Annotated in this window: 30 protein-coding genes and 1 pseudogene; 19 read left to right on the forward strand and 12 right to left on the reverse strand. The window is 68.9% G+C overall.

All coding sequences use genetic code 11. The features are described 5' to 3' along the window. Positions 1 to 42: 42 nt before the first annotated feature. The 6 genes and pseudogenes from AB0B91_RS53625 to AB0B91_RS53650 form a co-directional block, all read left to right on the forward strand. Positions 43 to 513, forward strand: a pseudogene (locus AB0B91_RS53625) (sulfatase-like hydrolase/transferase); the annotation flags it as partial. A 62-nt stretch (positions 514 to 575) separates the two neighbouring features. Beyond that, on the forward strand, positions 576 to 1,145 hold the full coding sequence (locus tag AB0B91_RS53630; RefSeq protein ID WP_358339026.1) for an SUMF1/EgtB/PvdO family nonheme iron enzyme: 570 nt from the start codon (positions 576 to 578) through the stop codon (positions 1,143 to 1,145). Beyond that, positions 1,060 to 1,362 carry an SUMF1/EgtB/PvdO family nonheme iron enzyme gene (locus AB0B91_RS53635; protein WP_358339405.1) on the forward strand — a complete coding sequence of 101 codons (303 nt, stop codon included), beginning with the start codon at positions 1,060 to 1,062 and terminating at the stop codon, positions 1,360 to 1,362. The genes AB0B91_RS53630 and AB0B91_RS53635 overlap by 86 nt, the downstream gene beginning before the upstream one ends. 236 nt (positions 1,363 to 1,598) lie before the next feature. After that, positions 1,599 to 1,970, forward strand: a complete 372-nt coding sequence (locus AB0B91_RS53640) for a DUF4267 domain-containing protein (RefSeq protein WP_358339029.1) — start codon at positions 1,599 to 1,601, stop codon at positions 1,968 to 1,970. 18 nt (positions 1,971 to 1,988) lie between these two features. Next, positions 1,989 to 2,483 carry a cupin domain-containing protein gene (locus AB0B91_RS53645; protein ID WP_358339032.1) on the forward strand — a complete coding sequence of 165 codons (495 nt, stop codon included), beginning with the start codon at positions 1,989 to 1,991 and terminating at the stop codon, positions 2,481 to 2,483. A 43-nt stretch (positions 2,484 to 2,526) separates the two neighbouring features. Beyond that, on the forward strand, positions 2,527 to 2,934 hold the full coding sequence (locus AB0B91_RS53650; protein ID WP_358339035.1) for a DUF2871 domain-containing protein: 408 nt from the start codon (positions 2,527 to 2,529) through the stop codon (positions 2,932 to 2,934). A 3-nt stretch (positions 2,935 to 2,937) separates the two neighbouring features. On the opposite strand, the gene AB0B91_RS53655 is transcribed toward AB0B91_RS53650, so the two are convergent. Beyond that, positions 2,938 to 3,153, reverse strand: a complete 216-nt coding sequence (locus tag AB0B91_RS53655) for a hypothetical protein (RefSeq protein WP_358339038.1) — start codon at positions 3,151 to 3,153, stop codon at positions 2,938 to 2,940. Here AB0B91_RS53655 and AB0B91_RS53660 point away from each other — a divergent pair, their 5' ends adjacent. From AB0B91_RS53660 to AB0B91_RS53675, 4 genes are all read left to right on the forward strand, one after another. Continuing rightward, the gene (locus AB0B91_RS53660) at positions 3,154 to 3,753 is read left to right on the forward strand and encodes an SIS domain-containing protein (RefSeq protein WP_358339041.1); all 600 of its coding nucleotides are present in this window, start codon (positions 3,154 to 3,156) and stop codon (positions 3,751 to 3,753) included. It begins immediately after the preceding gene. Positions 3,754 to 3,818: 65 nt separating this feature from the next. Further along, positions 3,819 to 4,385, forward strand: coding sequence for a PadR family transcriptional regulator (locus AB0B91_RS53665; protein ID WP_358339044.1), 567 nt, complete (start codon positions 3,819 to 3,821; stop codon positions 4,383 to 4,385). Continuing rightward, positions 4,382 to 5,839 carry an MFS transporter gene (locus tag AB0B91_RS53670; RefSeq protein ID WP_358339047.1) on the forward strand — a complete coding sequence of 486 codons (1,458 nt, stop codon included), beginning with the start codon at positions 4,382 to 4,384 and terminating at the stop codon, positions 5,837 to 5,839. Before AB0B91_RS53665 ends, AB0B91_RS53670 begins: the two co-directional genes overlap by 4 nt. A gap of 51 nt (positions 5,840 to 5,890) precedes the next feature. Beyond that, on the forward strand, positions 5,891 to 7,087 hold the full coding sequence (locus AB0B91_RS53675) for a cytochrome P450 (RefSeq protein ID WP_358339050.1): 1,197 nt from the start codon (positions 5,891 to 5,893) through the stop codon (positions 7,085 to 7,087). A 19-nt stretch (positions 7,088 to 7,106) separates the two neighbouring features. On the opposite strand, the gene AB0B91_RS53680 is transcribed toward AB0B91_RS53675, so the two are convergent. Then, complete coding sequence (locus tag AB0B91_RS53680) at positions 7,107 to 7,964, reverse strand: hypothetical protein (RefSeq protein ID WP_358339053.1); 858 nt, start codon at positions 7,962 to 7,964, stop codon at positions 7,107 to 7,109. Positions 7,965 to 8,026: 62 nt separating this feature from the next. On the opposite strand from AB0B91_RS53680, the gene AB0B91_RS53685 reads away from it, so the two are divergent. Further along, positions 8,027 to 9,154 (forward strand): hypothetical protein, encoded by a 1,128-nt coding sequence (locus AB0B91_RS53685; RefSeq protein WP_358339056.1) that lies wholly within the window; start codon positions 8,027 to 8,029, stop codon positions 9,152 to 9,154. Positions 9,155 to 9,160: 6 nt separating this feature from the next. Here AB0B91_RS53685 and AB0B91_RS53690 read toward each other — a convergent pair whose 3' ends face one another. Further along, positions 9,161 to 9,616, reverse strand: a complete 456-nt coding sequence (locus AB0B91_RS53690; RefSeq protein ID WP_358339059.1) for an NUDIX hydrolase — start codon at positions 9,614 to 9,616, stop codon at positions 9,161 to 9,163. 85 nt (positions 9,617 to 9,701) lie between these two features. On the opposite strand from AB0B91_RS53690, the gene AB0B91_RS53695 reads away from it, so the two are divergent. Beyond that, positions 9,702 to 10,493 carry an SDR family oxidoreductase gene (locus AB0B91_RS53695; RefSeq protein WP_358339062.1) on the forward strand — a complete coding sequence of 264 codons (792 nt, stop codon included), beginning with the start codon at positions 9,702 to 9,704 and terminating at the stop codon, positions 10,491 to 10,493. Positions 10,494 to 10,497: 4 nt separating this feature from the next. On the opposite strand, the gene AB0B91_RS53700 is transcribed toward AB0B91_RS53695, so the two are convergent. Both AB0B91_RS53700 and AB0B91_RS53705 read right to left on the reverse strand, forming a co-directional pair. Then, positions 10,498 to 11,337 carry a hypothetical protein gene (locus tag AB0B91_RS53700; protein ID WP_358339065.1) on the reverse strand — a complete coding sequence of 280 codons (840 nt, stop codon included), beginning with the start codon at positions 11,335 to 11,337 and terminating at the stop codon, positions 10,498 to 10,500. Beyond that, a complete protein-coding gene (locus AB0B91_RS53705; RefSeq protein ID WP_358339068.1) occupies positions 11,334 to 12,524 on the reverse strand; it encodes a CoA transferase in 1,191 nt (396 codons plus the stop codon). Before AB0B91_RS53705 ends, AB0B91_RS53700 begins: the two co-directional genes overlap by 4 nt. A 99-nt stretch (positions 12,525 to 12,623) precedes the next feature. On the opposite strand from AB0B91_RS53705, the gene AB0B91_RS53710 reads away from it, so the two are divergent. Then, complete coding sequence (locus AB0B91_RS53710; protein WP_358339070.1) at positions 12,624 to 13,727, forward strand: hypothetical protein; 1,104 nt, start codon at positions 12,624 to 12,626, stop codon at positions 13,725 to 13,727. Positions 13,728 to 13,734: 7 nt separating this feature from the next. Here AB0B91_RS53710 and AB0B91_RS53715 read toward each other — a convergent pair whose 3' ends face one another. Next, positions 13,735 to 14,073 (reverse strand): helix-turn-helix domain-containing protein, encoded by a 339-nt coding sequence (locus AB0B91_RS53715; RefSeq protein WP_214634886.1) that lies wholly within the window; start codon positions 14,071 to 14,073, stop codon positions 13,735 to 13,737. A gap of 89 nt (positions 14,074 to 14,162) precedes the next feature. On the opposite strand from AB0B91_RS53715, the gene AB0B91_RS53720 reads away from it, so the two are divergent. Beyond that, entirely contained in the window at positions 14,163 to 14,738 is a 576-nt protein-coding gene (locus tag AB0B91_RS53720; RefSeq protein WP_358339073.1) for an NAD(P)H-dependent oxidoreductase, read from the forward strand. Positions 14,739 to 14,838: 100 nt separating this feature from the next. On the opposite strand, the gene AB0B91_RS53725 is transcribed toward AB0B91_RS53720, so the two are convergent. Together AB0B91_RS53725 and AB0B91_RS53730 are read right to left on the reverse strand one after the other, a co-directional pair. Then, the gene (locus tag AB0B91_RS53725) at positions 14,839 to 15,081 is read right to left on the reverse strand and encodes a hypothetical protein (protein WP_358339076.1); all 243 of its coding nucleotides are present in this window, start codon (positions 15,079 to 15,081) and stop codon (positions 14,839 to 14,841) included. 70 nt (positions 15,082 to 15,151) lie between these two features. Beyond that, complete coding sequence (locus tag AB0B91_RS53730) at positions 15,152 to 15,661, reverse strand: VOC family protein (RefSeq protein ID WP_358339079.1); 510 nt, start codon at positions 15,659 to 15,661, stop codon at positions 15,152 to 15,154. A gap of 62 nt (positions 15,662 to 15,723) precedes the next feature. Between AB0B91_RS53730 and AB0B91_RS53735 the strand changes: the two genes are divergently transcribed. The 5 genes from AB0B91_RS53735 to AB0B91_RS53755 all read left to right on the forward strand — a co-directional run bounded on the left by AB0B91_RS53735 (position 15,724) and on the right by AB0B91_RS53755 (position 19,940). Beyond that, entirely contained in the window at positions 15,724 to 16,173 is a 450-nt protein-coding gene (locus AB0B91_RS53735) for a MarR family transcriptional regulator (protein ID WP_358339081.1), read from the forward strand. Between the two features lie 58 nt (positions 16,174 to 16,231). After that, positions 16,232 to 16,420 carry a hypothetical protein gene (locus AB0B91_RS53740; RefSeq protein WP_358339084.1) on the forward strand — a complete coding sequence of 63 codons (189 nt, stop codon included), beginning with the start codon at positions 16,232 to 16,234 and terminating at the stop codon, positions 16,418 to 16,420. 215 nt (positions 16,421 to 16,635) lie between these two features. Next, positions 16,636 to 17,310 carry a DUF998 domain-containing protein gene (locus tag AB0B91_RS53745; protein WP_358339087.1) on the forward strand — a complete coding sequence of 225 codons (675 nt, stop codon included), beginning with the start codon at positions 16,636 to 16,638 and terminating at the stop codon, positions 17,308 to 17,310. Between the two features lie 57 nt (positions 17,311 to 17,367). Continuing rightward, positions 17,368 to 19,563, forward strand: a complete 2,196-nt coding sequence (locus AB0B91_RS53750) for a nitrate- and nitrite sensing domain-containing protein (RefSeq protein WP_358339090.1) — start codon at positions 17,368 to 17,370, stop codon at positions 19,561 to 19,563. Continuing rightward, positions 19,560 to 19,940: a DUF742 domain-containing protein gene (locus AB0B91_RS53755; RefSeq protein WP_358339093.1), complete on the forward strand. Its 381-nt coding sequence runs from the start codon at positions 19,560 to 19,562 to the stop codon at positions 19,938 to 19,940. Before AB0B91_RS53750 ends, AB0B91_RS53755 begins: the two co-directional genes overlap by 4 nt. Before the next feature lie 7 nt (positions 19,941 to 19,947). On the opposite strand, the gene AB0B91_RS53760 is transcribed toward AB0B91_RS53755, so the two are convergent. From AB0B91_RS53760 to AB0B91_RS53775, 4 genes are read right to left on the reverse strand one after another with little or no spacing between them, the layout of a single operon-like run. Beyond that, positions 19,948 to 20,520 (reverse strand): ATP/GTP-binding protein, encoded by a 573-nt coding sequence (locus tag AB0B91_RS53760; RefSeq protein ID WP_214634877.1) that lies wholly within the window; start codon positions 20,518 to 20,520, stop codon positions 19,948 to 19,950. After that, positions 20,501 to 20,866, reverse strand: coding sequence for a DUF742 domain-containing protein (locus AB0B91_RS53765; RefSeq protein ID WP_219534491.1), 366 nt, complete (start codon positions 20,864 to 20,866; stop codon positions 20,501 to 20,503). The genes AB0B91_RS53760 and AB0B91_RS53765 overlap by 20 nt, the downstream gene beginning before the upstream one ends. Next, entirely contained in the window at positions 20,863 to 21,270 is a 408-nt protein-coding gene (locus AB0B91_RS53770; protein ID WP_358339097.1) for a roadblock/LC7 domain-containing protein, read from the reverse strand. Before AB0B91_RS53770 ends, AB0B91_RS53765 begins: the two co-directional genes overlap by 4 nt. Then, positions 21,267 to 23,408, reverse strand: coding sequence for a nitrate- and nitrite sensing domain-containing protein (locus AB0B91_RS53775; protein ID WP_358339100.1), 2,142 nt, complete (start codon positions 23,406 to 23,408; stop codon positions 21,267 to 21,269). The genes AB0B91_RS53770 and AB0B91_RS53775 overlap by 4 nt, the downstream gene beginning before the upstream one ends. Positions 23,409 to 23,476: the final 68 nt, after the last annotated feature.

Genomic DNA, 23,476 nt, shown 5'->3' on the forward strand with positions numbered 1-23,476 from the left:
GGATGCCGCACCCCCAACATCGACCGGATCGCCGACGAGGGTGTGCGGTTCACCGACTGCTACGGCGAGCAGAGCTGTACGGCGGGCAGGGCCGCGTTCATCACCGGCCAGAATCCCTACCGGACGGGCCTGACCAAGGTGGGCATGCCCGGCGCCGAGATCGGGCTGCGCGACGAGGACCCGACGATCGCCACCGCGCTCAAGGACCAGGGGTACGCGACCGGCCAGTTCGGCAAGAACCACCTCGGCGACCGTGACGAGTACCTGCCCACGGCGCACGGGTTCGACGAGTTCTTCGGCAATCTCTACCACCTCAACGCCGAGGAGGAGCCCGAGCAGCCCGACTACCCGACCGAGGAGGAGTTCCCGGGGTTCAGGGAGCGGTTCGGGCCGCGAGGGGTGATCCACTCGTGGGCCGGCGAGGACGGTACCCAGCGCATCGAGGACACCGGGCCGCTCACCAAGAAGCGGATGGAGACCTGCGACGAGGAGTTCCGTGACTCGGCGATCGACTTCATCCGCCGCCAGACCGAGGCCGGCACGCCCTTCTTCGTGTGGTTCAACACCACCCACCCGTGTTCGTGGCGGCGACCGGCTATGTCACCGTGGCCGAACGGCCGCTGGACCCGGCCGATTTCCCTGGCGCGCCTCCGGAGAACCTGGTGCCCGGGTCGATGGTGTTCGTACCGACGCGCGGCCCGGTCGATCTGCGGCATCTCAGTCTGTGGTGGAGGTGGACGCCGGGCGCGTGCTGGCATTTTCCGGAGGGGACAGGATCGAGCGTCGACGACCGCCTCGACCATCCGGTGGTCCACGTCGCGTACGAGGACGCCGCCGCCTACGCGACGTGGGTCGGCGCCGTGCTGCCCGCCGAGGCGCAGTGGGAGTACGCCGCACGCGGCGGACTCGAAGGCGCCTCGTTCGCCTGGGGCGACGAGCCCCGCCCGGGTGGTCGCATCATGGCCAACACCTGGGACGGAGCCGACTTCCCCTGGCGCTCGACGGGGGAGTCCGGTTGGTCGGGGACCGCACCGGTCGGGTCCTTTCCGCAGAACGGTTATGGGTTGTTCGACATGGCGGGCAACGTCTGGGAATGGACCTCCGATTGCCGAACGGCATCCCGAAGCGGCCTGCTGCGGTGGTGATGCCGAATCGAGCTATGACCTGGCTCAGCCTCAGTTCCGCATCCCGCGCAAGGTGATCAAGGGTGGGCCGTACCTGTGCGCCGACACCTACTGCCTGCGGTACCGGCCCGCCGCTCGCCGGCCACAGATGATCGACACCGGTATGAGCCACATCGGCTTTCGTTGCGTCTGGGGCTCTCCGGCTGCCGGGCGTATGACGGGTGGTGGCGCGCCGTGACTTCGGGGACCACGCTGCCGTCGTAGCGGCCTCGCCTGCGGCTGGTCTGGATTGTTAAGTCGAGGTTGATGGTGCGTTGTCAGATCTGTCGTTGTTCCAGATGGAGAGCGCATTCGATGCTGGGGACGTAACCGAGCTGGATCGCCATGACCGCAACTCTAGCGCCGCTAGCGCTTCTGTCGAGGCTATGTTAGCGTCACTCCTGCAACTAGCGGCGCTAGAAATCGGAGTCAATCGTGCTCACCCCCGTTGCCTATGGACTCGCCATCCTGCTCGACCTGCTCATCCTCTTCATCGGCCTGCGGTTCCTGCTGGTGCCACAGGCCGCCGCCGCCGGCTACGGCGTCCCCGCCAAGAAGGACGGGGACTCCGCCTACCTGACCATCAAGGGTCAGCGCGACTCCGTCTACGGCCTCGTCGGCCTGGCCCTGCTCGTCTTCGTGGGTGCGCGCGCCGAGGCCTGGTTCATGCTGGTGGTCGCCATCCTCCCCCTCTTCGACACGGTCATCGTCCTGCGCAACGGCGGCACCAAGGCGGTGGCGTTCGGCATCCACTTCGCCACCGCCGTGCTCGTCCTCATCTGCGCCGCCCTGCTCTTCCTCGTCTGAACCAAAGGAGTCACCGAGATGTCGCTGATCGTGCCGGACTTCGACGAGTCCGTCATCGTCCGCTCCGCGGAGGCCGAAGTGATCGGCCAGGCCCCCACCACCATCCGGCTGCTGGCCGACAGCAGCTCGACCGGCGGCGCGCTCTCGACCCAGCGGGTGACGCTCGTGAACGGCGCGGACGGCGCCAAGCCGCACCACCACGCCGGCTCCGCCGAGCTGTTCTACGTGCTGGACGGCACCGCCCAGCTGCTGTCCGGCGAGCAGGTCGTCACCGCCGAGCGCGGCGACCTCGTGGTGGTGCCGCCCGGTCTCGCCCACGCCTTCGCCGCGGCACCGGGGGAGGATGCCGACATCCTCATCGTCATCACGCCGGGCGTCGAACGGTTCGAGTACTTCCGCCACCTGGAGCGCATCGCCTACGGCAAGGTGCCGCCGGAAAGCCTGCTTGAGGTGCAGGAGCTCTATGACACCTACTTCCTCAACAGCGCGACCTGGAACGACGCCAGGTCTTGACGCACCGTCGGCCGTACATCTCCCCCACAAAAGGTCACAAATCATGAAAAAGATCTATTACGCGGCACACACCTACATGATCCTCGGCGTGATCAGCGGTCTGTACTATCGCGAGCTCACCAAGTTGAACGACTTCACGGGCGACAGCCAGCTCGGAGTCGTGCACACGCACCTGCTGGCGCTCGGCATGCTCTTCTACCTTGTCGTGCTGGCGTTGGAGAAGCTGTTCACCTTGTCGGCCAGCAGGCTCTTCAACTGGTCCTTCTGGGTCTACAACGCGGGTCTCGGGTTGACCGTCCTCATGATGCTCATCCACGGCACCCAGACGGTCCTGGGCGCCGAGACCAGCGCGGCGATCTCCGGCATCGCCGGACTGGGACACATCGTGCTGACCGTGGGCTTGATCCTTTTCTTCATCAACCTCGGCAAGCGGATCCCCGGCAAGAACTGAGAGCTACGCGGTGGTGGCGCGGTTGCGGAGGTCGGCGGCCAGGGCGTCGATGCGGAGGTTCAGTGCCTCCTCGCGCCGGCGCTTCAGGTCGTCCTTGGCGGCGTAGGAGCCGTTTCCGGTCTTGAGCTGACCCTGGAGGTCGACGATCTTGGCCCACAGGGCTGTGACGTCCTTCTGGCGTTGCCGGTTGCCGCTCGTACGCCGCAACTGGTCGGCCAAATGGTCGTATCGTGGCAAAAGGGAGCTGATAGCGGAGCTTTCATGAGCGACAATCTCTTTCGTACCGCGCTCGACGAGCTCGGCGCCGTGCTCGCGAAACTGGACGAAAAGCCGATCGACGCGGCCTGCCGGATGATCGCCGATGCGCGAACGATCGGCGTCTACGGCTGCGGCCGGGAGGCGTTGCAGATCAACGGGTTCGCGATGCGCCTGTTCCATCTCGGTCTGCCGGTCGCGGTGGTCGGCGACATGACCATGCCGGCGTTGGGGCCGGGCGACGTTCTCGTCGTCACCTCCGGCCCCGGCGAAGCCGCCACGGTGCTGGCGCTGATGCGAACGGCGAAGGCGGCGGGCGCGACGAACCTCCTGCTGACGGCTGAATCTGAGAGCAGCGCGGCGAAGCTCGCCGACTTCGCGCTCGTGATCCCGGCGCAGACCATGGCCAGCGACCAGGGCGGAAGGCGGACCTCCGTCCTGCCGATGGGTTCGGTCTACGAGGGCGCGCTGTTCGTGCTGTTCGAGGTGATGGTGCTGAAGCTCGGGACGCTGACCGGCGTCACCCCCGAGGCGATGCGCGACAGGCACACCAACATGGAGTGAAAGGTGGCGTGTGCCGAGATCGCGGTGGTTTGCGGCGGGCCTACTACTCATGCAAGAGTAGTCTCGTGTCTTCCATTCGGATCTTCATTCTTGGGGCACTGGCCGAACGCGGCCCCATGCACGGACACCAACTGCGGCTGCTCGCCGAGGAGGAGCACATCGATCTGTGGACGGACATCACCGTGGGCGGGCTGTACGGCGCGATCAAGCGCCTCGCGGCCGAGGAATTGATCGAGGAGCTACGGGTCGAGCGGAAGGGGGCATACCCGCAGCGTCAGGTCTGGGGGATCACCCAGGAGGGTTCGAGGACCCTCGCGTCCCTCCGGCTGACCGCGTTGCGCGAGATCGTGGTCAAACCCGACCCGTTCGACCTGGCCATGACCCGCCTCGACCCGGATCGCCTGGACGATCTGCCCGTCGTGATCGCGGCACGGATCGGCTCCCTGGAGGCGAGGCTCGCCGACCATGAAGCGCACGCTCAGGCGATCGCTTCCCATCTGACACTTGCCGAAAAGCTGTCGATGAAGCACGGGTCCTACCGACTGCGAGCGGAGATCGCGTGGCATCAGGAGCTGGCGTCTCTCCTTCCCGAGGTGATCGCCGATGAGAAGGCCCGGAAAGGGACATCATGAATCAGCAGAGTGCGCCGGCTGCGCTCCCGGCAACCGTTTCCCGCGCCACCTGGTTCGCCTTGGTGATCCTCTTGGCGGGCGTGTTCATGGCGCTCCTGGACACCACCATCGTCAACGTCTCCATCCCGACGATCCGCACCAGCCTCGGCGCCTCGGAGTCCACGTTGTCGTGGGTGATCTCCGGCTATGCGCTCGCGTACGGCCTGGCGCTCATCCCCGCCGGCCGGGTCGGTGATCGGTACGGCCATAAATGGGTCTTCATCGCAGGACTGGCCTTGTTCACCGTCGCGAGTCTGGCCTGCGGGCTGGCGCAGAACGACGTGCAGCTCATCGCTCTCCGCGTGGTCCAGGGCCTTGCCGGAGGCATCTTCTTCACGCCCGTCACAGCCCTCATCCAGCTGATGTTCCCGGGGCGGCTGCGCGGCAAGGCGTTCGCGATCATGGGGGCGACGATCGGGTTCTCCACCGCCCTCGGCCCCCTCACCGGCGGCCTCATCATCGAGGCGTTCGGAGCCGATGACGGATGGCGATGGGTGTTCGAGGTCAATCTTCCGATCGGTGTCGTCGCCGTCGTCGCCGCCTTCTGGCTGCTGCCCTCGCGGGCCGAGGGAAGCCGGGACACGGGGACCGACTGGATCGGACTCGTGCTCATCGCCGGCGGCCTGGTCGCCCTGCTGGTGCCGCTCATCCAGGGCCAGGACCAGGGATGGCCCGAGTGGACCTATCTCTCGATGGCCGGCGGTGTCGCGCTGATCGTCGGGTTCGCGTTCTGGGAGCGCCGGGTCGCCCGCCTCGGAGGCAGGCCCCTCGTCCCGCCGCACCTGTTCGTCCATGCCTCCTTCACCGGCGGGGTCGTCCTGGCCTTCGTCTACTTCGCCGCGTTCACCAGCATCTTCTTCAGCGTCGCCCTGCTCTGGCAGGCGGGACTTGGCGCGTCCGCCCTGCAATCCGGCCTCGTCGTGCTGCCCTTCGCCATCGGCAGCATCATCGGCGCCTCCCAAAGCGACCAGCTCGCCAGCCGATTCGGCCGTACCGTTCTCCTCGTCGGCCTCGGACTCGTCGCCGTCGGCATCATCGCCATCTGGCTCGTCCTGGTGGCCGTCGCTCCCACCAGCCTGCACGGGTGGTACCTGACCGTCCCGCTCCTCCTCGGCGGCGTCGGCAGCGGAATGTTCATCGCGCCCAATGCCGACTTCATCGTCGCGACCGTGGATCGGGCCGAAGCGGGAGCCGCGAGCGGCGTCATCGGCACCGTCCAGCGGATCGGTAGCGCTGTCGGCATCGCGGTGACCGGAAGCGTCCTGTTCGGAAACCTCGACTTCAGCACCCCCGGTCCCGACGCCGCCGCCATCGCCTTCGCCCACGGCGCCACGTACGCCATGGGAGTCAGCGCCGGCTTCGCGGTCCTCGCCTTCGCCCTCGGGTTCACGTTGCCCAAGAAGGCCGCCTCATGACGCTGCTGTTTGGACCTGTTCGGGAGATACCTCACCGGCGATCATAGGCACGTGAACCCCCAGGCCTTTTACCGCGCCCCGTACCCCCTTTATGCCGAGGCTCGCCGGACTCGTGGGCTTACCTTCGTACCCGAGCTGGACGCCTGGCTGGTGAGCAGACGCGAAGACGTACGCGAGGTGCTGAGCAAGCCCGAGCAGTTCTCCTCGGCCGGTGCGCTGCGGCCCGACTACCTGCCCAGCAAGGCCGCGCTCTCGGAATTGGTCAAGGGATTCGGCGGAGTGCAGGCGGTGCTCGGCGCCGATGGTGACGCGCACCGGCGCCTGCGCCGGCCCCTCACCAGAGGACTGTCCCCGGCCAGGGTCGCCGCCGCGCTCCCGTTCATCACCGAACGGGCCGAAGCGCTCATCGGCTCCTTCGCCGGGGACGGCCAGGTCGAGTGGATGGACGCGTACGCCAAACCGCTGCCCGCCGACGTGATCGGCCACCTGCTCGGCCTGGATCCCGCCGACGTCCCCGGCGCGATCAGGGGCGGGCAGCAAGCGGAGAACCTGGTGTTCACCGAGTTGACGGAGGCCGGGCAGGTCGAGGCCGCGAAAGAGATCGTGGCCCTGCAGCGCCTGCTCGACGGCTATGTCCGCGCGCGCAGGAGGGAACCGCGTGACGACCTGGTCACGGAGATGCTCCGCGGCCTGGCGCCCGGATCCGAGGACCTCACGCTCGACCAGCGCAGGGAGATCGTGTCCAACGTCCAGAACCTGCTGCTGGCCGGCCACCTGACCACGACCGCCCTGCTCGGCACGGTCATGCTGAACCTGCTACGCGACCGCCGCCAGTGGGCACTGCTCTGCGAGCAGCCGGAGCTCATCCCCGCGGCCATCGAGGAGGCGGCCCGGTTCGAGGCGCCGATCCAGGGCTTCCGGCGTACGGTCACCACCGACGTGACACTGAACGAGACCGAGCTGCACCCGAACGACGTGGTCTTCGTCTCCTTCGCCTCAGCCGGCCGCGACGCGGACGCCGGCGCGCGCCCTGACGAGTTCGACATCAGCCGGCCGGCCTTCCGCCACCTGTCCTTCGGCCACGGCCCACACGGCTGCCCGGGCTCGCAGCTCGCCAAGGAGCAGGTGCGGATAACCCTGGAAATCCTGATCCGCGACCTCCCCGGCCTACGCCTGGCCCGCACTGACGTGACCATGGCCCCCACCCTCATCCACCGCTCTCCCGAAGCGCTCTTCCTCGCCTGGTGAGAAGGCCGGGTGGCAAGCCTTACCCGAGTGCGGCCAGCTCCTCCGCGGTGATGGGGCGGAACGTCGGCAGTATGGCGAGCAAGGTCGCCTCTGTTGAGTCATGGCCGGCCACTTGCACCAGGGCGTCGCCATGCCTGGCGAACAGGAGGGTGGACTCGTTCTCCAGGCGCGTTCTCCAGACGCCGGGTGATATCTCCCTGCATGGCGTGATCGGCTGCCAGCCATAGTTCGGAATTGGATTCGCGCAGGCGGCCTTCGGGGTGGCGTCCGTGGCCCGCTGGATATAGGCCGCGATCGCCGGGCCGACCTTGTCCGCCGCTGTCGGATGATAAGTGAGGCTGACCATCTTGGGCAGGCTCCACTCGTCCACGGAAGCGAGCCGATAGTTCGGGATGACGGGCGCGATCAGCGGCACCCCGGAGTTCTTGAAATCTCTTGTCCGTTCCGATTCGCTTATTGCCCCGGCCACCGGTGGCGCGGCCAAGCAGGCGAGAACGATCGTCCCGGCCATGGCGGTGCCCACCGCCCAATTTTCCAGGGCGCACAGCCATGCCGTGAGGACAAACCCGATCATGGCAGGGACGGCGAAGGTGAGCAGGTGAAACAGGTTCCCCTCGGGTATCCACCAGCTGAATGGGAGCTCGACCATGGCAAGGCCGTACATGGCGAACGGCGCGAGCACTCCCACGAGGGGCCAATACGGCAGTTTGGTCGCCCAGCCGAGCAGTAATCCGAGCGGGAAAGGGGAAAGCGCCATCGCCACGACTCCGGCGAAGTCATCGGCTCCTGACCCCTGCGGCCAATAGTCCCCGACGAGATTCACCGACACGCCGATCGTGGCCCCTACCAGGGCGGCCTTGCCTAATATCCGCCGCATGCCGTGATTCTTTCGGTTGGACCGTGGCGACTGTCAAGCGGTCGGACGACCATGATGGATCTATGGAGTCAGCCGACGAAGAGACGTTGCACGCACGAGCCGAAGCCGGCGACCCGGAGGCGATGATCGGCCTGTGGCTCGCGTGGCGGCACGGGCCGCGGGCCGAGGAGGGTGACGCGTGGGTGCGGCGGGCGGTGGCGGCGGGTTCCACCGAGGCCATGCGCAGGCTCGGCGCGTGGCGTGGCCGCCAGGATCCGGCCGAACAGGAGCAGCTCTACCTGCGTGCCGCCGAGGCGGGGGACCGTACGGCGTTCTCGCTGCTGGCGCGCCTCTACGAAGAGCAGTGGCGGCGGCCCGAGGCGGAGGTCTGGCTGCGCCGCGCCACCGAAGGCGGGTTCGACTGGTCGCTGAGTCCGAGGCTCGCCCTCCTGCTGGCGATGCGCGGTGCCGACGACGAGGCGCTGGCAGTCTGCCTGGAGTCCGATGAACCGGGCGGCGAGGCCTACCAGATCGCCGCGTCGTTGGCGGAGGAGGAGGGGCTGCGGGAGGCGGCCGATCGCTGGATGCGGGAGGCGTACGATCTCGGCTCCGCATTGGCGGCGGTGCATTACGCCGAGCGGCAGGAGCGCGAGGGCGACCTGGAGGGCGCGGAGCTGCTCTACCGTGAGGCCGGATCAGCCCGGGCACTGGGCGAGTTCCTTGAGCGGCGGGGGCGCGTGGCCGAAGCCCGGTCGATGCTGGAGGGGAAGGGGGACAGCGAGCGGCTCGCGGCGTTCCTCGAACGTCACGGCGATTCCAGCGAGGCGGCCGCGATGCGGGACAGGATCCGGCGGGCCAGACCGACTGTCCCAGAAGCGGGAGAGTGGGTGACGGTCGTCGCCACTGTCGTGACGGCGTCCGCGCTGGTCCCGTTCGTGGAGGCGCTGATCGGCCGCATGGCCGAGGACACCTACGACGGGGTCCGCGGCAAGCTGCGCAAGCTCGCGCGCAGGCTCGGCAAGGGCCGCGAACCCGCCGCGAGTACGTTGATCGTGGTCAGCGATCCCCACTCCCACCTGCGCCTGCACATGCGTACCGACGCGACGGACGAGGCGCTGGCCGCGCTGCGCGACCTCGATCTCAGCGGCCCCCGCGGCGCGCTCCGCTGGAACCCGGAGACGCGCAAGTGGGAGCACCGGAACGGCCGATGAAGCCGCCTATATCTGGGTGATGCGTCCCGTCGGGGGAGTGTCGCGGTGGAGTTCCAGGGCGGCGTCGATCAGGTCGACCCGGGGCAGGCTCGCCACCGCGTCCAGGTCGAACCAGGCGGCCTGGTCCGTCGTCCCGCCGACCTCGTGGCGCAGCTCACCGCTGACGATCCGCACCGCGTAGACGATCCGCAGCGATTGGAAGTCGATGGGGCCCTCTGGCCCGGCCAGTGCACGCCGCCGCGAATCGATCCCCAGGAGCCGCTCGGCGACCACCTCATAGCCGGTCTCCTCCCGCACCTCCCGCACCATCGCGTCAAGGGGGTCCTCGCCGTGCTCCAATCCGCCGCCGGGCATGGTCCATCCCCACTCCGCGCCATCGGCGGAGATCCACCGCGCCAGCAGGACCTGACCGTTCTGTATGCACACCCCGTACGCGGCAACCCTCAGTGTTCGCTCCGCCATACCGAACCCTCCTGTGTCGCGCCGGGAGAAAGATCCATGGTGCCCGATGATGGAGAGGGCATGTGCGGACAGTGCGGGAGGATTCGTGGAACTCGGGTTGAGGGACAAGGTCGCCGTCGTCACCGGTGGCAGCTCCGGGATCGGCCTGGCCGTGGCGCGGGGGCTCGCCGCCGAGGGCGCGCATCTCGTGCTCGCGGCCCGTGCCGCCGACCGGCTGGAGGAGGAGGCGCGCGGCATCGTCGAGGCTCACGGTGTACGGGTGCTGCCTGTCGCGTGCGACGTGGCGACGGTGGAAGGCACCACGGCGCTGATCGAGGCGGCGGAGGAGGGCTTCGGGGGCGCGGACATCCTGATCAACAACGCCGGAGCCGGGTCCAACGAGACCATACTCGAGGCGCCGGACGAGAAATGGCAGGCGTACTGGGACCTGCACGTCATGGCGGCGGTCCGGCTGGCCCGCGGGCTCGTGCCCGGTATGCGGCGGCGCGGTGGCGGGGTCATTCTGCACAACGCGTCGATCTGCGCCGTACAGCCGCTGTGGTACGAGCCTATCTACAACGTGACGAAGGCCGCGTTGATGATGTTCTCCAAGACGCTCTCGACGGAGGTCATCGACCACAACATCCGGGTGAACTGCGTCAACCCCGGCCTGGTCCTCACCCCCGACTGGGTGAAGACCGCCAAGCAGCTGACCGCCGACAGCGGCGGCGACTGGCAGGGGCACCTCGACGAGGTCGCGCGGGAGCACGCGCCGATCAAGCGGTTCGCCACTCCGGAGGAGGTCGCGGACTTCGTCGTCTTCCTGTGTTCGGACCGGGCCGGTTATTCGGTGGGCGCCACGTACTTCGTCGACGGCGGGATGCTCAAGACGGTATGAAGGGTCAGGTGAAGTGCGCCTCGGCCCTCAGGTGGCCGGCCGCGTCCTGGACGGTCAGTTGTCCCGACTCCGGTGAGCCGGTGATGACGATCGGCTCGCCCGCGAAGACGGGGCGGCGCAGGCGGTACGTCAGGCCGGTGACCCGGCGGCCCGGGGCGTACCGGCGGGGCAGCTCGGCCATGAGGACGGCCAGCAGCGGGCCGTGTACGACGAGGCCGGGGTAGCGCTCGACGTCCGTGCAGTAGGGCAGGTCGTAGTGGATGCGGTGGGCGTTGGCGGTCAGCGCGCTGAAGCGGAACAGCAGCGGCGGAGCGGCGGTCATCGAAAGGCGCCATCCGGCACCGTCATCGGCGCCGGCGGTTTCACCGGCGACCGCCGCCGTGGGAGCCGTTGCCTGAGATGGTGGATCTGAGCGGTAGACCAGGTCCTGTTCGTCGACCAGCCGCAGCTCCCCACCCTGCCGGTACTCGTAGCGCACCGTCACGAACAGCATCTCCCCCGACCGTCCCTCCTTCGGCGTGACGGCCGTCAGCTCAGCGGTCCTTACGGCGGGCCGCCCCATCTCCAATCCCCGCCGCGCCCGCATCCGCCCACCCGCGAACATCCGCCGCCGATGCGGGATCGGCGGCAGGAAGTGACCCTCGGCCGGATGCCCGTCGATGCCGAGCCGGGCCTGCGCAGGCCACTCCAGGAAGTACAGCCACTGCCACGGCAACGGCAGCGGCTCACCGGAAGGCGGCGCGTCGAGCACCGCCGCCAGAGCCGCCGCCGGGCCGGGCGAAATGACGTCTTCGCTGGTCACAACCCCAGGACGCCAGTCGCGTACGTAATCCGAGAGCGTCATTCCCCCACCACCCCTTGAGCGCGGAGCCGGGCCACCTCGGTCGTGGACATCGACAGCAGTTCGCCCAGCACCTCGTCCGTATGCTGCCCCAACTCCGGCGCGGGACGCGGCGGGAGTTGACGCCCGCCGAAGACCAGGGGCGATCCGGGCGCGAGGTGCGGCCCGACGCCGGGCTGGGCGAGCTCGCCCATCAGCGGGCTGTCGCGCAGCGTGCCGTCCCGGACCAGCTCGCCGAAGTCCCGGTATTCGGCCCACAGCACGGACCCCAGAGCCCCTTCGAGCGAGGCGACGGTACGGCCGGCGAACCACGGCGCCAGCACGCCGCCCAGCGTCTCCCGGTAGGCGTAGCGGTCGGCTTCGCGCAGGAAGTCGGCGCCCAGGGCGCGTTCCAGCGCGGCCATCACCTCCGCCAGGCCGGTCGCCGCCACCAGGTCGCGCCAGTGCCTCGTGGTGAGGACCAGCACCATGACCCGCCGTCCGTCGGCGGTGGCGAAGTCGCGGCCGAAGTCGCCGAAGACGTGGTTGCCGAGTCGCGGGCGAGGGGTGGCGCAGAGCTGGGCCTCGGCCAGGTAGCCGAGGTTGCCCGCGGTGGCCAGCGCCACATCGTGCAGCGCCACCTCCAGCCGCTGCCCCTGGCCGGTGACCAGGCGGTGCCGTTCGGCGGCGAGCAGCCCGACGGCGAGGTAGAGCCCGCAGGCGACGTCCCACGCAGGCAGCGCGTGGTTGACCGGCCTGTCGTGGTCCTCCGGCCCGGTGATGGCGGGGAAACCCAGGGAGGCGTTGACCGTGTAGTCCACGGCGGTGCGGCCGTCGCGGTGGCCGAGCAGCCGGGCGTACACGAGGTCGGGTCGCCGCTCGCGCAGGTCGTCGTAGGTCAGGCCGGGGCGCGGCGCGGCGTTGGTGAGCACGATGCCGGCGGTCGTGATCAGCGCGGCGACGACGTCGCGGCCGGCGGGGGAGCGGAGGTCGGCGGTGACGGAGCGCTTGCCCTTGTTCAGGCCGGCCCAGTAGAGGCTGCGGCCGGACGGGGCCAGCGGCCATCGGCCCAGGTCGGGGCCGCCGCCGAGCTGATCCACCCGGATCACGTCGGCGCCGAGCTGGGCGAGGGTCATCCCGCCGAGCGGCGAGGCGATGTAGCTCGACAGCTCGATGACCCGCAGACCCGCCAGGGGCGCCGCATCGTTCACAGAAGGCAGGTTAGTGGCAGGTGGTGACCCCAAGTCGTGGAAGAGCCGTCTCGACCATGCCAGGGACGGTTAGTGTCTGTTCGGACACAAGGAGTGATGATGACCATGCTTGCGCGCGCCATTGAGCTCAAGGCCGAGCTGATCCACTTTGCCACCTCCGGCCGGTTCGGGCGCGAGCTGAGTGAAGTGCTCGACCGGTTCTACGCCGACGGCCCGCCCGCCGACGAGGCCGCGGCCTTCCTGCCCGTCGACTACTTCGCCCACCAGCACCGGCTGACCGGCGGCGACACGGTCATCGACCGGTTCCTGCGCGAGCGGCCCGACCTCGCCAGGTCCGATGTCGAGCTGCTGTCGAGATGGAAGGACGTGGTCGAGGGCGTGTACGAGGTGCGGGTGGTCGACGGGGCGACCGTGCTGCTGTTCAACCTCGTGGACGAACTCGTCTACCGGGCCTTCTCCAATCTGGGCGAGGCGGCGTTCGAGGAGCTGCGGCCCGGCATGTACGTCGTGGGCAGGCTGGTGCCGCTCGGGCTCGACTGGCTGATCAGCGGCACCCCGGCGGTGCACCCGGCCGCCGCGCGCGACACGCTCCTGTCGACGGCCGCGCACATCGCGCTGGAGCATCCCGGCTGGGTGTTCCGCAACCCGGTGCTGCTGACCCAGGCCAGGGAGCTGCAGCGCGAGCAGCGCCAGTGCTTCATCGGCCACTTCGGGGCCGACCTGGTCGTGCTGCGGGGCGCCGAGCTGGCCGACCGCATGCGCGGCTACCTGGCCTACCAGTCGGGCCGGCTGGGCGGCGCCCCACCGGCCGGGCAGGATCTGCCCGAGCAGCTGACCGGGGCCGAGACGGTGGCGCTGATCTTCGACGAGGTCGCCGGGCTCGGCTGCTACGCCGACTTCGGCATGCTGGAGGAGGTCTTCCTGGACCCCGGCCTGATCGCCAAGCGGCCCTATCGCGAGCTCGTCAGCGCCTATCTCCGGGGCGACGACGTCTCGCCGGTGCCGATCCGGCGGCTGGCCGAACGCGATCCCGAGAAGGCCGGAGCGGTCTTCGCCGGGCTGCTGAACAAGCGCGGCTTCCAGTGGGAGCGCAGCGGCGAGCTGCTGTTGCGCACCCACAAGCCGGCGCATTTCACCGCCCGGCCGCTGCCCACGGTCATACCGGTCACCGGGGCCGTCGCCGAGCACCTGGGCGCCGCCTGACGAAGGCTCAGGAGGCTTCGGCCTTGTCTTCCGGGAGCGGGATCCACTTGTGCGCCCAGACGACCAGCTCGTCCAGGACGGGGCGCAGCTCCTCGCCCATCTCCGTCAGGTGGTATTCGACCCTGACCGGGGACGTGTCGAGCACCCGCCGCTCGATGAGCCCGGCCGCCTCCAGCTCCCGCAGGCGCCGGGCGAGCATCGTGTCGTTCACTCCGGGGATGGCCGCTTTGAGCTCGGCGTAGCGGTGCGTGCCTTTGAAGATCATGTGCAGCAGGGCGCCCGACCACCGCGCCCCGATCAGCTCCAGGGCGGTGTGAAACCGGGTGCATACCGAATGGAGGCTCACGGGACAGATCATACTCCTCAACTTGCTAAGAAATATGTAGTTACTCAATAATGTTGAGTGGCTAGACCTTCGAGACTGAGGAGCAGGACATGTCCAAGCCCGTACTGCAAGTGATCATCGCCAGCACCCGCCCCGGCCGCGCCGGCCGGGCGATCGGGGAGTGGTTCTACGAGCGGGCCGTGGCCGGGGGCGAGTTCGACGTCGAGCTGGTCGACCTGGCCGAGGTCGGCCTGCCCTTCCTGGACGAGCCGAACCACCCCAGGCTCAAGCAGTACGAGCACGCGCACACCAAGGAGTGGAGCGCCATCGTCGAGCGCGGCGACGCGTACGTCTTCGTGACGCCCGAGTACAACCACAGCTTCAACGCCGTGCTCAAGAACGCCCTCGACTACCTGCACCAGGAGTGGCAGCACAAGGCGGCGGGCTTCGTGAGCTACGGCGGCCTGTCCGGCGGCACCCGGGCGGTCAACGGCCTGCGCCAGGTGGCCAGCTCACTGAAGATGATCCCGGTGGTCGAGGCCGTCAACCTGGCGTTCTACCCGCAGTTCGTCGAGGACGGCACGGTCAAGGCCAACGACGTGATGACCGGCGCCGCCGACGCCATGCTGGCCGAGCTCGCCAAGCTCACCAGCGCCCTGCGCCCCATGCGGCTCGCGGCTGCCTGACCCAACAGGGCCGCCTGACCCGGCCGGCCTGCTTGGCTCGTCCGACGCGAGGGAGCCGAGCGGCGGGGTAAAGCCCGCCGGGCCGGTGCGGGAGTCATCGTCAGTTTTCCTGGTCGTCGTCGTCGATCAGGTGGTCGAGCGCGCGGGTCACGGCGTCGCCCAGCGGGCGGAACGCCTGGGTAAGCGCGTTCGCCAGCGGACCGAAGATCTCGGTCACCTCGTGGAGCAGATCTTCCGTCTTGCTCTCGGGCGGCGCCCAGCGCATCGCGTCGGCGCTCAGCGTCTCCCATTCGTCGACGACGCCGTCGATGGCGTCGAGAACATGGTCAGGATCGCTCGGCATGGCCCTTCTCCAAGGCGCGGGAGTGGGATAAGGCCACGGTACATCCAGCCAGAAATGCGACGCCAGACAATCAGGCGGGGATGGAGACGCCCACCCCGCCGCGCGTCTGCCCGCCGTACCTCTCCTTGTCGGCCGCGATGTCGAGCGGCCGGATGCCGGTACGAGCGGCGAGCACCTCGTCGGTGAGGAGCGCGGCGGGCACCAGCCACGAGACCTCGAACTCCAGCCCGTCGGGGTCGTGCGCGTACAGCGCCTTGGTGGTGGCGTGGTCGGAGGCCCCCGCCAGCGCGCCGAGCTCGCTCAGCTTGGCCGCGACGCGCTCCAGCTCGTCGAGCGTGTCGACCTCCCAGGCCAGGTGGTAGAGGCCGACGGCGGACCGGCCGGCGGTGGACGGGCCCGCCTGCGCGCCGATCTGGAACAGGCCCAGGTCGTGGTCGTTGGATGAGCCGGCGGCCTGGAGGAAGGCGGCGCCGGGCATGCTCATGACGGTCTTGAAGCCGAGGGCCTCCCGGTAGAAGGTCACGCTGCGTTCGACGTCGCGTACGTACAGGACCGCGTGGTTGAGCCGTTGGACCGGCATGGTGGAACCCCTTTCGGCGGTAGCTACCGATAAGTATATGAGAGTTCAAGTAAAATGGCCGCATGACCCGATGGCTGGACGACGACGAGCAGCGCACCTGGCGTGACTTCATGGCCGCGACCCAGTTGGTGAACGAGGCGCTCGACCGCCAGCTCCAGCGTGACGCGGGTATGCCGCACACCTACTACATGATCTTGGTGGCCCTGTCGGAGGCGCCCGAGCGCTCGATGCGGATGAGCGAGCTGGCCGCCAGGGCGCAGAGCTCGCAGAGCCGGCTCTCGCACGCGGTCGCCCGGTTGGAGGAGCGCGGCTGGGTGCGGCGCCACCGCTGCGACTCCGACCGCCGGGGCAACTACGCCGTGCTCACCACCGAGGGGTTCGCCGCGCTGGCCGCCGCCGCGCCCGGCCACGTGGAGGAGGTACGGCGGAGCCTGTTCGACGTCCTCACCCCCGAGCAACTGGGACATCTCGCCGAGATCTCCACGGCGCTCCGGAACACGCTGGAGCAGTAGCGCGAAACTGTCCCAGCGACGCCGTACCGTTCTCCCGGACCTAGTACAAGGAGAGCGGATGCACGACACGGATGAGGCACTTTTCAGGGCTGTCCACGGGATCGCCGGCCGCCTGGCGGGCCACCCGGTCCCGGTGGTGATGGAGGCCCTGATGCGCCAGTTGCCCAAGGCCCCAGGCCTTGACCTGGCCGAACTCCGCAGAATCGCCGAAGAGATCAGCGTGGGCAGAGACCCTTCGGGCTTGTGAAGCGAAGAACCCGGCCAACAAGACGCACGTAGCGGCGCCCAGCCGGTGAGGCGGAGGACCGTGCCCCTGGAAGGCCGCCGGCCCCGGTCGGCGGATGGGCCCTCCCGTGCCTGCCGTAACAAAAAGATCCCTTAAGACACCCCGATACCTAATCAGGGTCGGGTCAGGGGTGGGGCCTGATGTGGGGTGGGGGCGGTGGGCGGGAAAGTAGCGACATGACCGCAAAGAGGCTCTATCCCATCATCGCCTGCGGGTCGATCGTGTTCGCGGTGGTCGGGATCGTGGTCGGGCAGCTCGTGCCCGACCCGGACCTGAACCCCCTCAACGTGACCGTCAGCGAGTACGCCGTGTCCGACCGCGGGGGCGTCACGGAAGCGGCGATGATGGTGCTGGGCCTCGGTTCGCTCATTCTCCTGAAGGCGCTGAAAGCGGCGCACGCACCGGTGCGGGGGCTACCGGAGCGGCTGCTGTGGGTGTGGTCGGGCGCGCTGATCGTCGCCGCGGTCATCCCGACCACACCGATCGGCCACGACCTGACCCTGACCGCGCAGATCCACCGCTACGTGTCGGTGGCCGCGTTCGTCAGCCTGCCCGCCGCGGCGGCCCTGCTGGTGCCCCGGCTGGCGGCCGACGAGGCGTGGAAGCCGGTCGCGCGGACGGTCGAGTGGCTGGCCCTGGCGGGCGGGCTCGGGGTGCTGGCGATCACCTATGTGGCCCTGCCCGGCGAGCGGGTGATGATCGGGCTGGTGGAGCGGTTGCTGCTGGGCGCGGAGGTGGCGTTGCTCGCGGTGCTCGCGGCGTGGTTGGTGCGGCTCGCATGGGGCCGAGCAATTGCCCAGCAACCTGTGAATTTCCGGACATATCCTAAGTTTGTGGCTAGTCGATCTTAAAAACCGCCGCAATTGGTGCTATTGTCTCCCGCGATCTTCTATCCGGGAGCGGGCGTCATGGCATCTGGCAGATCCATCAGATTCAAGATCTCGACGCTGCTGGTTCTCCCACTGGTATCCCTGGTAGGACTCTGGGGATTCGCCGCGAGCACCACCTCCGGTGAGGCCCTGAACCTGTTGAAGGTCGACACGATCTGGAACGGCGTCATCAGCCACGCCGACTTCCTGGTCTACACCCTTGAGCAGGAGCGCCTCGCCTCCGCCGAGGTGATCTCCGGCAACGTCACCGACCCGGCCGCGCTGAGCACCACGCGCGCCAAGGTCGACGAGGTCAAGAAGCGGCTCAGCGACAATGGACTTACGGAGAAGACGCAGGCCGCCCTCACCCCTGAGATGCAGGGGAGGCTGAAGGAGGTCTTCGCGACCGTCGAGCGCCTGCCCGAGATCAGGAAGCAGGTCGACAACCGCAGGCTGAGCCCCGGCGGGCTGGTCACCGAGTACTCGTCGATCTCCGACGCGGTCCACCGCCTCTACCCGACGCTGACCCTCGCCACCGACGTCCGGCTGGCTCAGCAGGCACAGGGCCTGATCGCCGCCAGTGAGGTACGCGAGCTGCTGGACCGCGAGCGCGCGTTGATCGTCGCGGCGAACGGCAAGCCGTCCATGGCCGACATGCACATGCTCGCCAGGATCGACGGCACGCGGAGCTACCTGTTCCCCAAGGCCATGGCCAACCTCGACACCGAGCTGCGGACCCCGTTCGAGAAGATCACCAACTCCGTGCGCTGGGCCGCGATGGAGCGCACGCTGGACGGCTACGTCTCGGGCCGGCCGGTCGATCCGGCGGTCTGGCGCGGCATGGTCGACCCCGCGCTGAAGGACTACACGCAGGTCATCTGGGACAACGGGGACCGGTTCCTGGCCCGGATGGAGCCGGCGGGTATCAGCATCATCGTGCGGGCCGCGGTGGCGGGTGTCCTCGGCCTCATCGCGGTCGCCTTCTCCATCTTCATCTCGGTCCGGGTGGGCCGGCGGATCAGCCGTGAGCTGGCGGCGCTCCGCCGTACGGCCCTCGACCTGGCCGAGATCAGGCTGCCCGACGTCGTGACGAAGCTGCGGCAGGGGCAGAGCGTCGACATCCAGGCCGAAGTGCCGCCCATCAAGATGTGCGACGGCGCGACGAGCGAGATCGACGACCTGGCGAACGCGTTCGACAGCGTCCAGTACACCGCCGTGGACGCGGCCGTCGAGCAGGCCAAGCTGCGCCAGGGCGTCTCCGAGGCGCTGCGTAACCTGGCCCGGCGCAGCCAGTCGCTGCTGCAACGCCAGCTCAAGCTGCTGGACGAGATGCAGCGCGAGACCGAGGACCCCGAGGCGCTGTCGCGGCTGTTCAAGATCGACCACCTGACGACCCGCATGCGCCGCCACGCCGAGGGCCTGGTGCTGCTGTCCGGCGGCTCGGCGGGGCGCAGGTGGCGCGGCGTCATCCCGGTCGAGGACGTGCTGAGCGGCGCCGCCGCGCAGGTCGAGGAGTACACCCGGGTCCGCGTCTACCCGATGCCGGAGTGCGGGGTCTCCGGCGCGGCCGTGGCCGACCTCATGCACCTGTTCGCGGAGCTGATCGAGAACGCCGCCGCCTTCTCCTCGCCGGGCAACGAGGTGTCGGTCCGCGGCGAGCTGGTCGGCAGGGGCTTCGCCGTCGAGGTCGAGGACCGCGGCCTGGGCATGCCCGCCGAAGCCCGCCAGGCGGTCAACGAGCAACTGGCGAGCCCGCCCGAGTTCGAGGCGTCGCACACCGAGCGGCTCGGCTTCGCGGTGGTCGGCATGCTGGCCGCCAGACACGGCATCACGGTCACGCTCAAGCCCTCCCCCTACGGCGGAACCACCGCGATCGTGCTGGTACCCACGGGGCTGATTCAGGCCCTCCCGACGCCGGTGCGGGTGCCCGAGCTGGAGTCGGTGTCCGTCTCGGTGGTCAGGACACCCGAGGACACGACGGCCCCGGGCCAGCTCCCGCGCCGGCAGCGCACGACCAAGCCGGGCCCTGAGCGCTCCCAGGAGGCGCAGCTGCCCCGCCGGGTGCGGCAGGCCAACCTGTCGCAGCGGCTCAAGGAGGCGCCCCCTGAGCAGGCGGAAGTACGCTCGCCCGCGGGCCGCTCGCCGGAGGAGGCCAGAGCCCTGCTCTCCTCGCTCCAGTCCGGCTGGCAGCGCGGGCGGCAGGACAGCGATCAGGATGGGGGATCCCAATCGTGACCCGTGAGCCCGACGAGTGGGTTGACGAGGAGGCCGGACCCGTCGTACGGCCGTACGCGGTGACCAGGGGGCGCACCAAGTCCTCCTCGCCCGCCGAACTCGACCTGCTGGCGACCGTGATGGCCACCGGCCAGCCGCCGCCGGCCAAGGCGGATCTGAGCGCCCGGCACCGCCGCCTGGTCGACTGCGTCACCGGGCAGACCAGACCGGTCGCCGAGATCGCCGCCGAGCTGGACCTGCCCGTGGGGGTGGCCAGGGTCCTGCTCGGAGATCTGCTCGACTACGGTCTGGTGTCGGTCCGGCCGCCGCTCAACAAGGCCACGACGCCTACGGAGAGCCTGCTCAGGGAAGTGATCGACGGTCTGCGGGCGCTCTAGCCCGCTGCTAGTTCGCCGACGTCAGCGTCCTCAGCGAGTGCTCGACCAGCGTGACCATGACCTCCTTGGCCGAGGTGCGCCGCCGTACGTCACAGAGCAGCACGGGCACGTCCTCGTCCAGGTCGAGCGCGATCCGCACGTCGTCCACGCTGTGCCGGTCGGCGCCGTCGAAGCAGTTGACGGCCACCACGAACGGGGTGCCGCGCTGCTCGAAGTAGTCGACGGACGGGAAGCAGTCGGTCAGCCGGCGGGTGTCGGCGATCACGACGGCCCCGAGCGCGCCGTAGGACAGCTCGTCCCACATGAACCAGAACCGTTCCTGCCCGGGGGTGCCGAACAGGTACACGACCAGCCCCTCGCGGATCGTGATGCGGCCGAAGTCCATCGCGACGGTGGTGGTGGTCTTGGTCTCCACACCGTCGAGATCGTCGACGCCGACGCCGCGATCGGAGAGCACCTCCTCCGTGCGTAGCGGCCTGATCTCACTGATCGATCCGACCAGCGTGGTCTTGCCCACGCCGAACCCCCCGGCGATGAGAATCTTCAGCGCGACTGGGTCCTCAGAGAGCACGGAGTCCATTGATCACTTCCTTGAGAATGCGCTCATTCGGGCGCGGGCCTGTCTCTGAGGGCGACGTCACCGAGATGAGGCCGTGGTCACGCAGGTCGCCGAGAAGCACTCGGACGACGCCTACGGGCAGATCGAGTTCGACGGCCACATCGGCCACCGAGATCGGGTTACGTGCGGCCCGAAGGATGAGTTGTTGCTCGGGTTCGAGGTCGTGGTGCGCCGGGTCGCCGACGACCGAGACACTCGCGATGAGGTCGAACACCTCTCCGGAAGTTCTGGTGCGCCCGCGTATGAGGGCGTAGGGCCGGACGATCGGCCCCGCGTCCTCGTCAAGCCACCGCGGGGGTTCCTTCATGACGATGTCGCCCGGGGGTTGGTGGATATGTGCTGGCCCACCCGCTTGACGAGCATCGCCATCTCGTACGCGATGTGCCCGACGTCCACGTTGGCGTCGGCCAGCACGGCCAGACAGGTGCCCTGCCCGGCCGCCGTCACGAAGAGGAACGCCGACTCCATCTCGACGATGGTCTGACGTACGTCGCCACCGCCGAAATGCCGTCCCGTGCCGCGGGCCAGGCTCTGGAACCCGGCGGCCACCGCCGACAGGTGCTCGGCGTCCTCGCGGGTCAGCCCTTTGGAGTAGCCGACCGCCAGGCCGTCGGTCGACAGGATGACCGCCTGCCGTACTGCTCCGACCCTGGTCGTCAGGTCGTCAAGGAGCCAGTTCAGCTCACCGGTGTTGGTCGTCGGCACACTCATGCCTCCCCCTCTTCATTCGCTTCTTCTCGGGCGCGTTGGGTTCCCCGCTGGAAGGCGGAGAACAGGTCCCGTACCTCATCGGGAGAGCGTTCTGTCTTCTCTTCCGGATCCGGCTCCGACGGCTCGTCCGTCTTGAGCTGGGGTGCCAGGTTGGCCTGTTTCACTCGCCTTGGCAGCCCGGCGTGTGTGCCGTTCACCACCGCGAGCGCTTTCTTCTTGGTACGGCTGGGCAGCGCGGGCGTCTCACCGCTGCCTGCCGTCAGTGCGGGCTGGTCGTTGACCAGACTGCGCGGCACCAGCACGATCGCGGTGGTGCCGCCGAACGGCGAACGGCGCATCAGCACCTGGATGCCGTGCCGTTCGGCCAGCCTGGCCACCACGAACAGGCCGAGCCTGTCGCTGTCGGCCAGGTCGAACTCCGGCGGGTTGGCCAGCAGCGCGTTGAACGTGGCGTACTCGCCGGCCGACAGCCCGAGGCCCCGGTCCTCCACCTCGATCGCGTAGCCGTTGCTTACCAGGTCGCCGCGCACCACCACGGTCGTGCTGGGCGGCGAGTAGATCGTGGCGTTCTCGACCAGCTCGGCGACCAGGTGGGTGAGGTCGGCGGCGGTGGCGCCGTCGAGCGCGCTGCCGGGCATGGCCTCGACGGTGACCCTGGTGTAGTCCTCGACCTCGGCGATCGCCGCCCTGACGATGTCGACCACGGGCACCGGCTTGCGCCAGGCCCGGCCGGGGGCGGCGCCGGACAGGATGATCAGGCTCTCCGCGTGGCGCCGCATGCGCGTCGTCAGGTGGTCGAGGCGGAAGAGCTCCTCCAGGCGGTCCGGGTCGTGCGTACGGCGCTGCATGCCGTCGAGCAGCGCGAGCTGGCGGTGCAGCAGGCCCTGCTTGCGCCTGGCCAGGTTGAGGAACACCTGGCCGATGCCGCGCCGCATCGCGGCCTGGCTCACGGCGGCCCGTACGGCGGTGCGCTGCACGGAGCCGAACGCCTTGGCCACGTCCACGATCTCGGCGGCACCGCTGACCTCGAGCGGTCTGGCCTCCTCCTTGACGTTCACCTCTTCGCCCCGGCTCAACCGGTCGACGAGGCCGGGCAGCCGGTCGTCGGACAGCTCCACGGCCGCGGACCTGAGCGCGGCCAGCTCGCCGGCGAGGCGGCGGCCGAAGCGTACGGAGATGATGATCGAGGCGAGCACGGCGATCAGCCCGAGACCGCCAGCGCTGCCGATCTTCACCATGGTCGCGCCGGCCGCGTCGAGCGCGCGCCCGCTCAGCACCTCGGAGGACGACACGCCCAGCCGGTCGAGCTGCGCCGCGAGCCGGTCCACGGTCGCGTTCCAATCCGTGCCGTCGGCGGGTGGGGCGCCGGTCGCGATGATGCGCGTCTCCATCGCCGTGAAGTCCCGGAACGGCTCACCGGCGAAGATCTGCTCGTACGGCTTGCGGAGCGCCGTGTCGAGCCCGGCCTGGCCACGGGCGCTGAGGAACTTGCGGGTCGCGACGTATTCGGTGAACTCGGTGAGCTCCGGCTCGGTCAGCCGGTGGTCGATGAGCGCGCCGCTGATGAGCGCGTGCTCCCTGGCGATGATCTCCCGGGCGTTGCCCATGGCCTGCAGCGACGACGCCTGCTGGAAGATCTGCAGGTCGGGCAGCGAGATGAGGTGGTCATAGAGCCGGAAGATGGCGTCGAGGACCCCGTTGTACTCGTTGAGGCTGGTCAGCCGGGAGCTGTTGCCGCCGTCGATGTCGGCGCGGATGGAGCCGAGCCGGTTGAGCTCGCCGTTGAGGGTGTCGAGGGAGCCGCGCAGGTCGGGCATGATCGCGTCGCCGGCCTCGACAGCGGACTTCTGGAAGCGGGCGACGGACTTGTCGGTGGCGGCGCGCTGCGCACCGAGCTCCTGGGTGAGTTGACGGGTGGTGACCGCCACGGCCGATTGGGCCCGCTCGGCTTGGAGCTGTAAGCCCAGGTCGGTGGAGGTGACACCAATAGTCTGATAAAGCGTGTTAGCTCTTAGGAGGGCTTGACCGTCACCCACGGTGAGATTGAGGGCAAAGCCCCAGAGCGCACTCAGAGACAGGAGGGGTAGCAGCAGCAATAAGAAGATCTTGAACCGAATTGACCGGTTTTGCGAGCCCATGTCCCAACCTCGGAGTCGAGGGGCATTTCCACACTCTGTGTAAACACACCTCCGGAAGATCGCACAGG

Source organism: Nonomuraea sp. NPDC049141, from assembly GCF_040648415.1.
GTDB lineage: Bacteria > Actinomycetota > Actinomycetes > Streptosporangiales > Streptosporangiaceae > Nonomuraea.

Coding starts and splice junctions, on each gene's coding strand:
- AB0B91_RS53690 (WP_358339059.1), bottom strand. CDS start 9,616: ATGGCGGAGCGAACACTGAGGGTTGCCGCGTACGGGGTGTGCATACAG.
- AB0B91_RS53670 (WP_358339047.1), top strand. CDS start 4,382: ATGAATCAGCAGAGTGCGCCGGCTGCGCTCCCGGCAACCGTTTCCCGC.
- AB0B91_RS53750 (WP_358339090.1), top strand. CDS start 17,368: ATGGCATCTGGCAGATCCATCAGATTCAAGATCTCGACGCTGCTGGTT.
- AB0B91_RS53770 (WP_358339097.1), bottom strand. CDS start 21,270: ATGAGTGTGCCGACGACCAACACCGGTGAGCTGAACTGGCTCCTTGAC.
- AB0B91_RS53775 (WP_358339100.1), bottom strand. CDS start 23,408: ATGGGCTCGCAAAACCGGTCAATTCGGTTCAAGATCTTCTTATTGCTG.
- AB0B91_RS53725 (WP_358339076.1), bottom strand. CDS start 15,081: ATGCCGAGCGATCCTGACCATGTTCTCGACGCCATCGACGGCGTCGTC.
- AB0B91_RS53740 (WP_358339084.1), top strand. CDS start 16,232: ATGCACGACACGGATGAGGCACTTTTCAGGGCTGTCCACGGGATCGCC.
- AB0B91_RS53660 (WP_358339041.1), top strand. CDS start 3,154: ATGGTCGTATCGTGGCAAAAGGGAGCTGATAGCGGAGCTTTCATGAGC.
- AB0B91_RS53720 (WP_358339073.1), top strand. CDS start 14,163: ATGTCCAAGCCCGTACTGCAAGTGATCATCGCCAGCACCCGCCCCGGC.
- AB0B91_RS53700 (WP_358339065.1), bottom strand. CDS start 11,337: ATGACGCTCTCGGATTACGTACGCGACTGGCGTCCTGGGGTTGTGACC.
- AB0B91_RS53710 (WP_358339070.1), top strand. CDS start 12,624: ATGACCATGCTTGCGCGCGCCATTGAGCTCAAGGCCGAGCTGATCCAC.
- AB0B91_RS53745 (WP_358339087.1), top strand. CDS start 16,636: ATGACCGCAAAGAGGCTCTATCCCATCATCGCCTGCGGGTCGATCGTG.
- AB0B91_RS53730 (WP_358339079.1), bottom strand. CDS start 15,661: ATGCCGGTCCAACGGCTCAACCACGCGGTCCTGTACGTACGCGACGTC.
- AB0B91_RS53765 (WP_219534491.1), bottom strand. CDS start 20,866: ATGAAGGAACCCCCGCGGTGGCTTGACGAGGACGCGGGGCCGATCGTC.
- AB0B91_RS53685 (WP_358339056.1), top strand. CDS start 8,027: ATGGAGTCAGCCGACGAAGAGACGTTGCACGCACGAGCCGAAGCCGGC.
- AB0B91_RS53680 (WP_358339053.1), bottom strand. CDS start 7,964: ATGCGGCGGATATTAGGCAAGGCCGCCCTGGTAGGGGCCACGATCGGC.
- AB0B91_RS53735 (WP_358339081.1), top strand. CDS start 15,724: ATGACCCGATGGCTGGACGACGACGAGCAGCGCACCTGGCGTGACTTC.
- AB0B91_RS53645 (WP_358339032.1), top strand. CDS start 1,989: ATGTCGCTGATCGTGCCGGACTTCGACGAGTCCGTCATCGTCCGCTCC.
- AB0B91_RS53650 (WP_358339035.1), top strand. CDS start 2,527: ATGAAAAAGATCTATTACGCGGCACACACCTACATGATCCTCGGCGTG.
- AB0B91_RS53635 (WP_358339405.1), top strand. CDS start 1,060: ATGGGTTGTTCGACATGGCGGGCAACGTCTGGGAATGGACCTCCGATT.
- AB0B91_RS53760 (WP_214634877.1), bottom strand. CDS start 20,520: ATGGACTCCGTGCTCTCTGAGGACCCAGTCGCGCTGAAGATTCTCATC.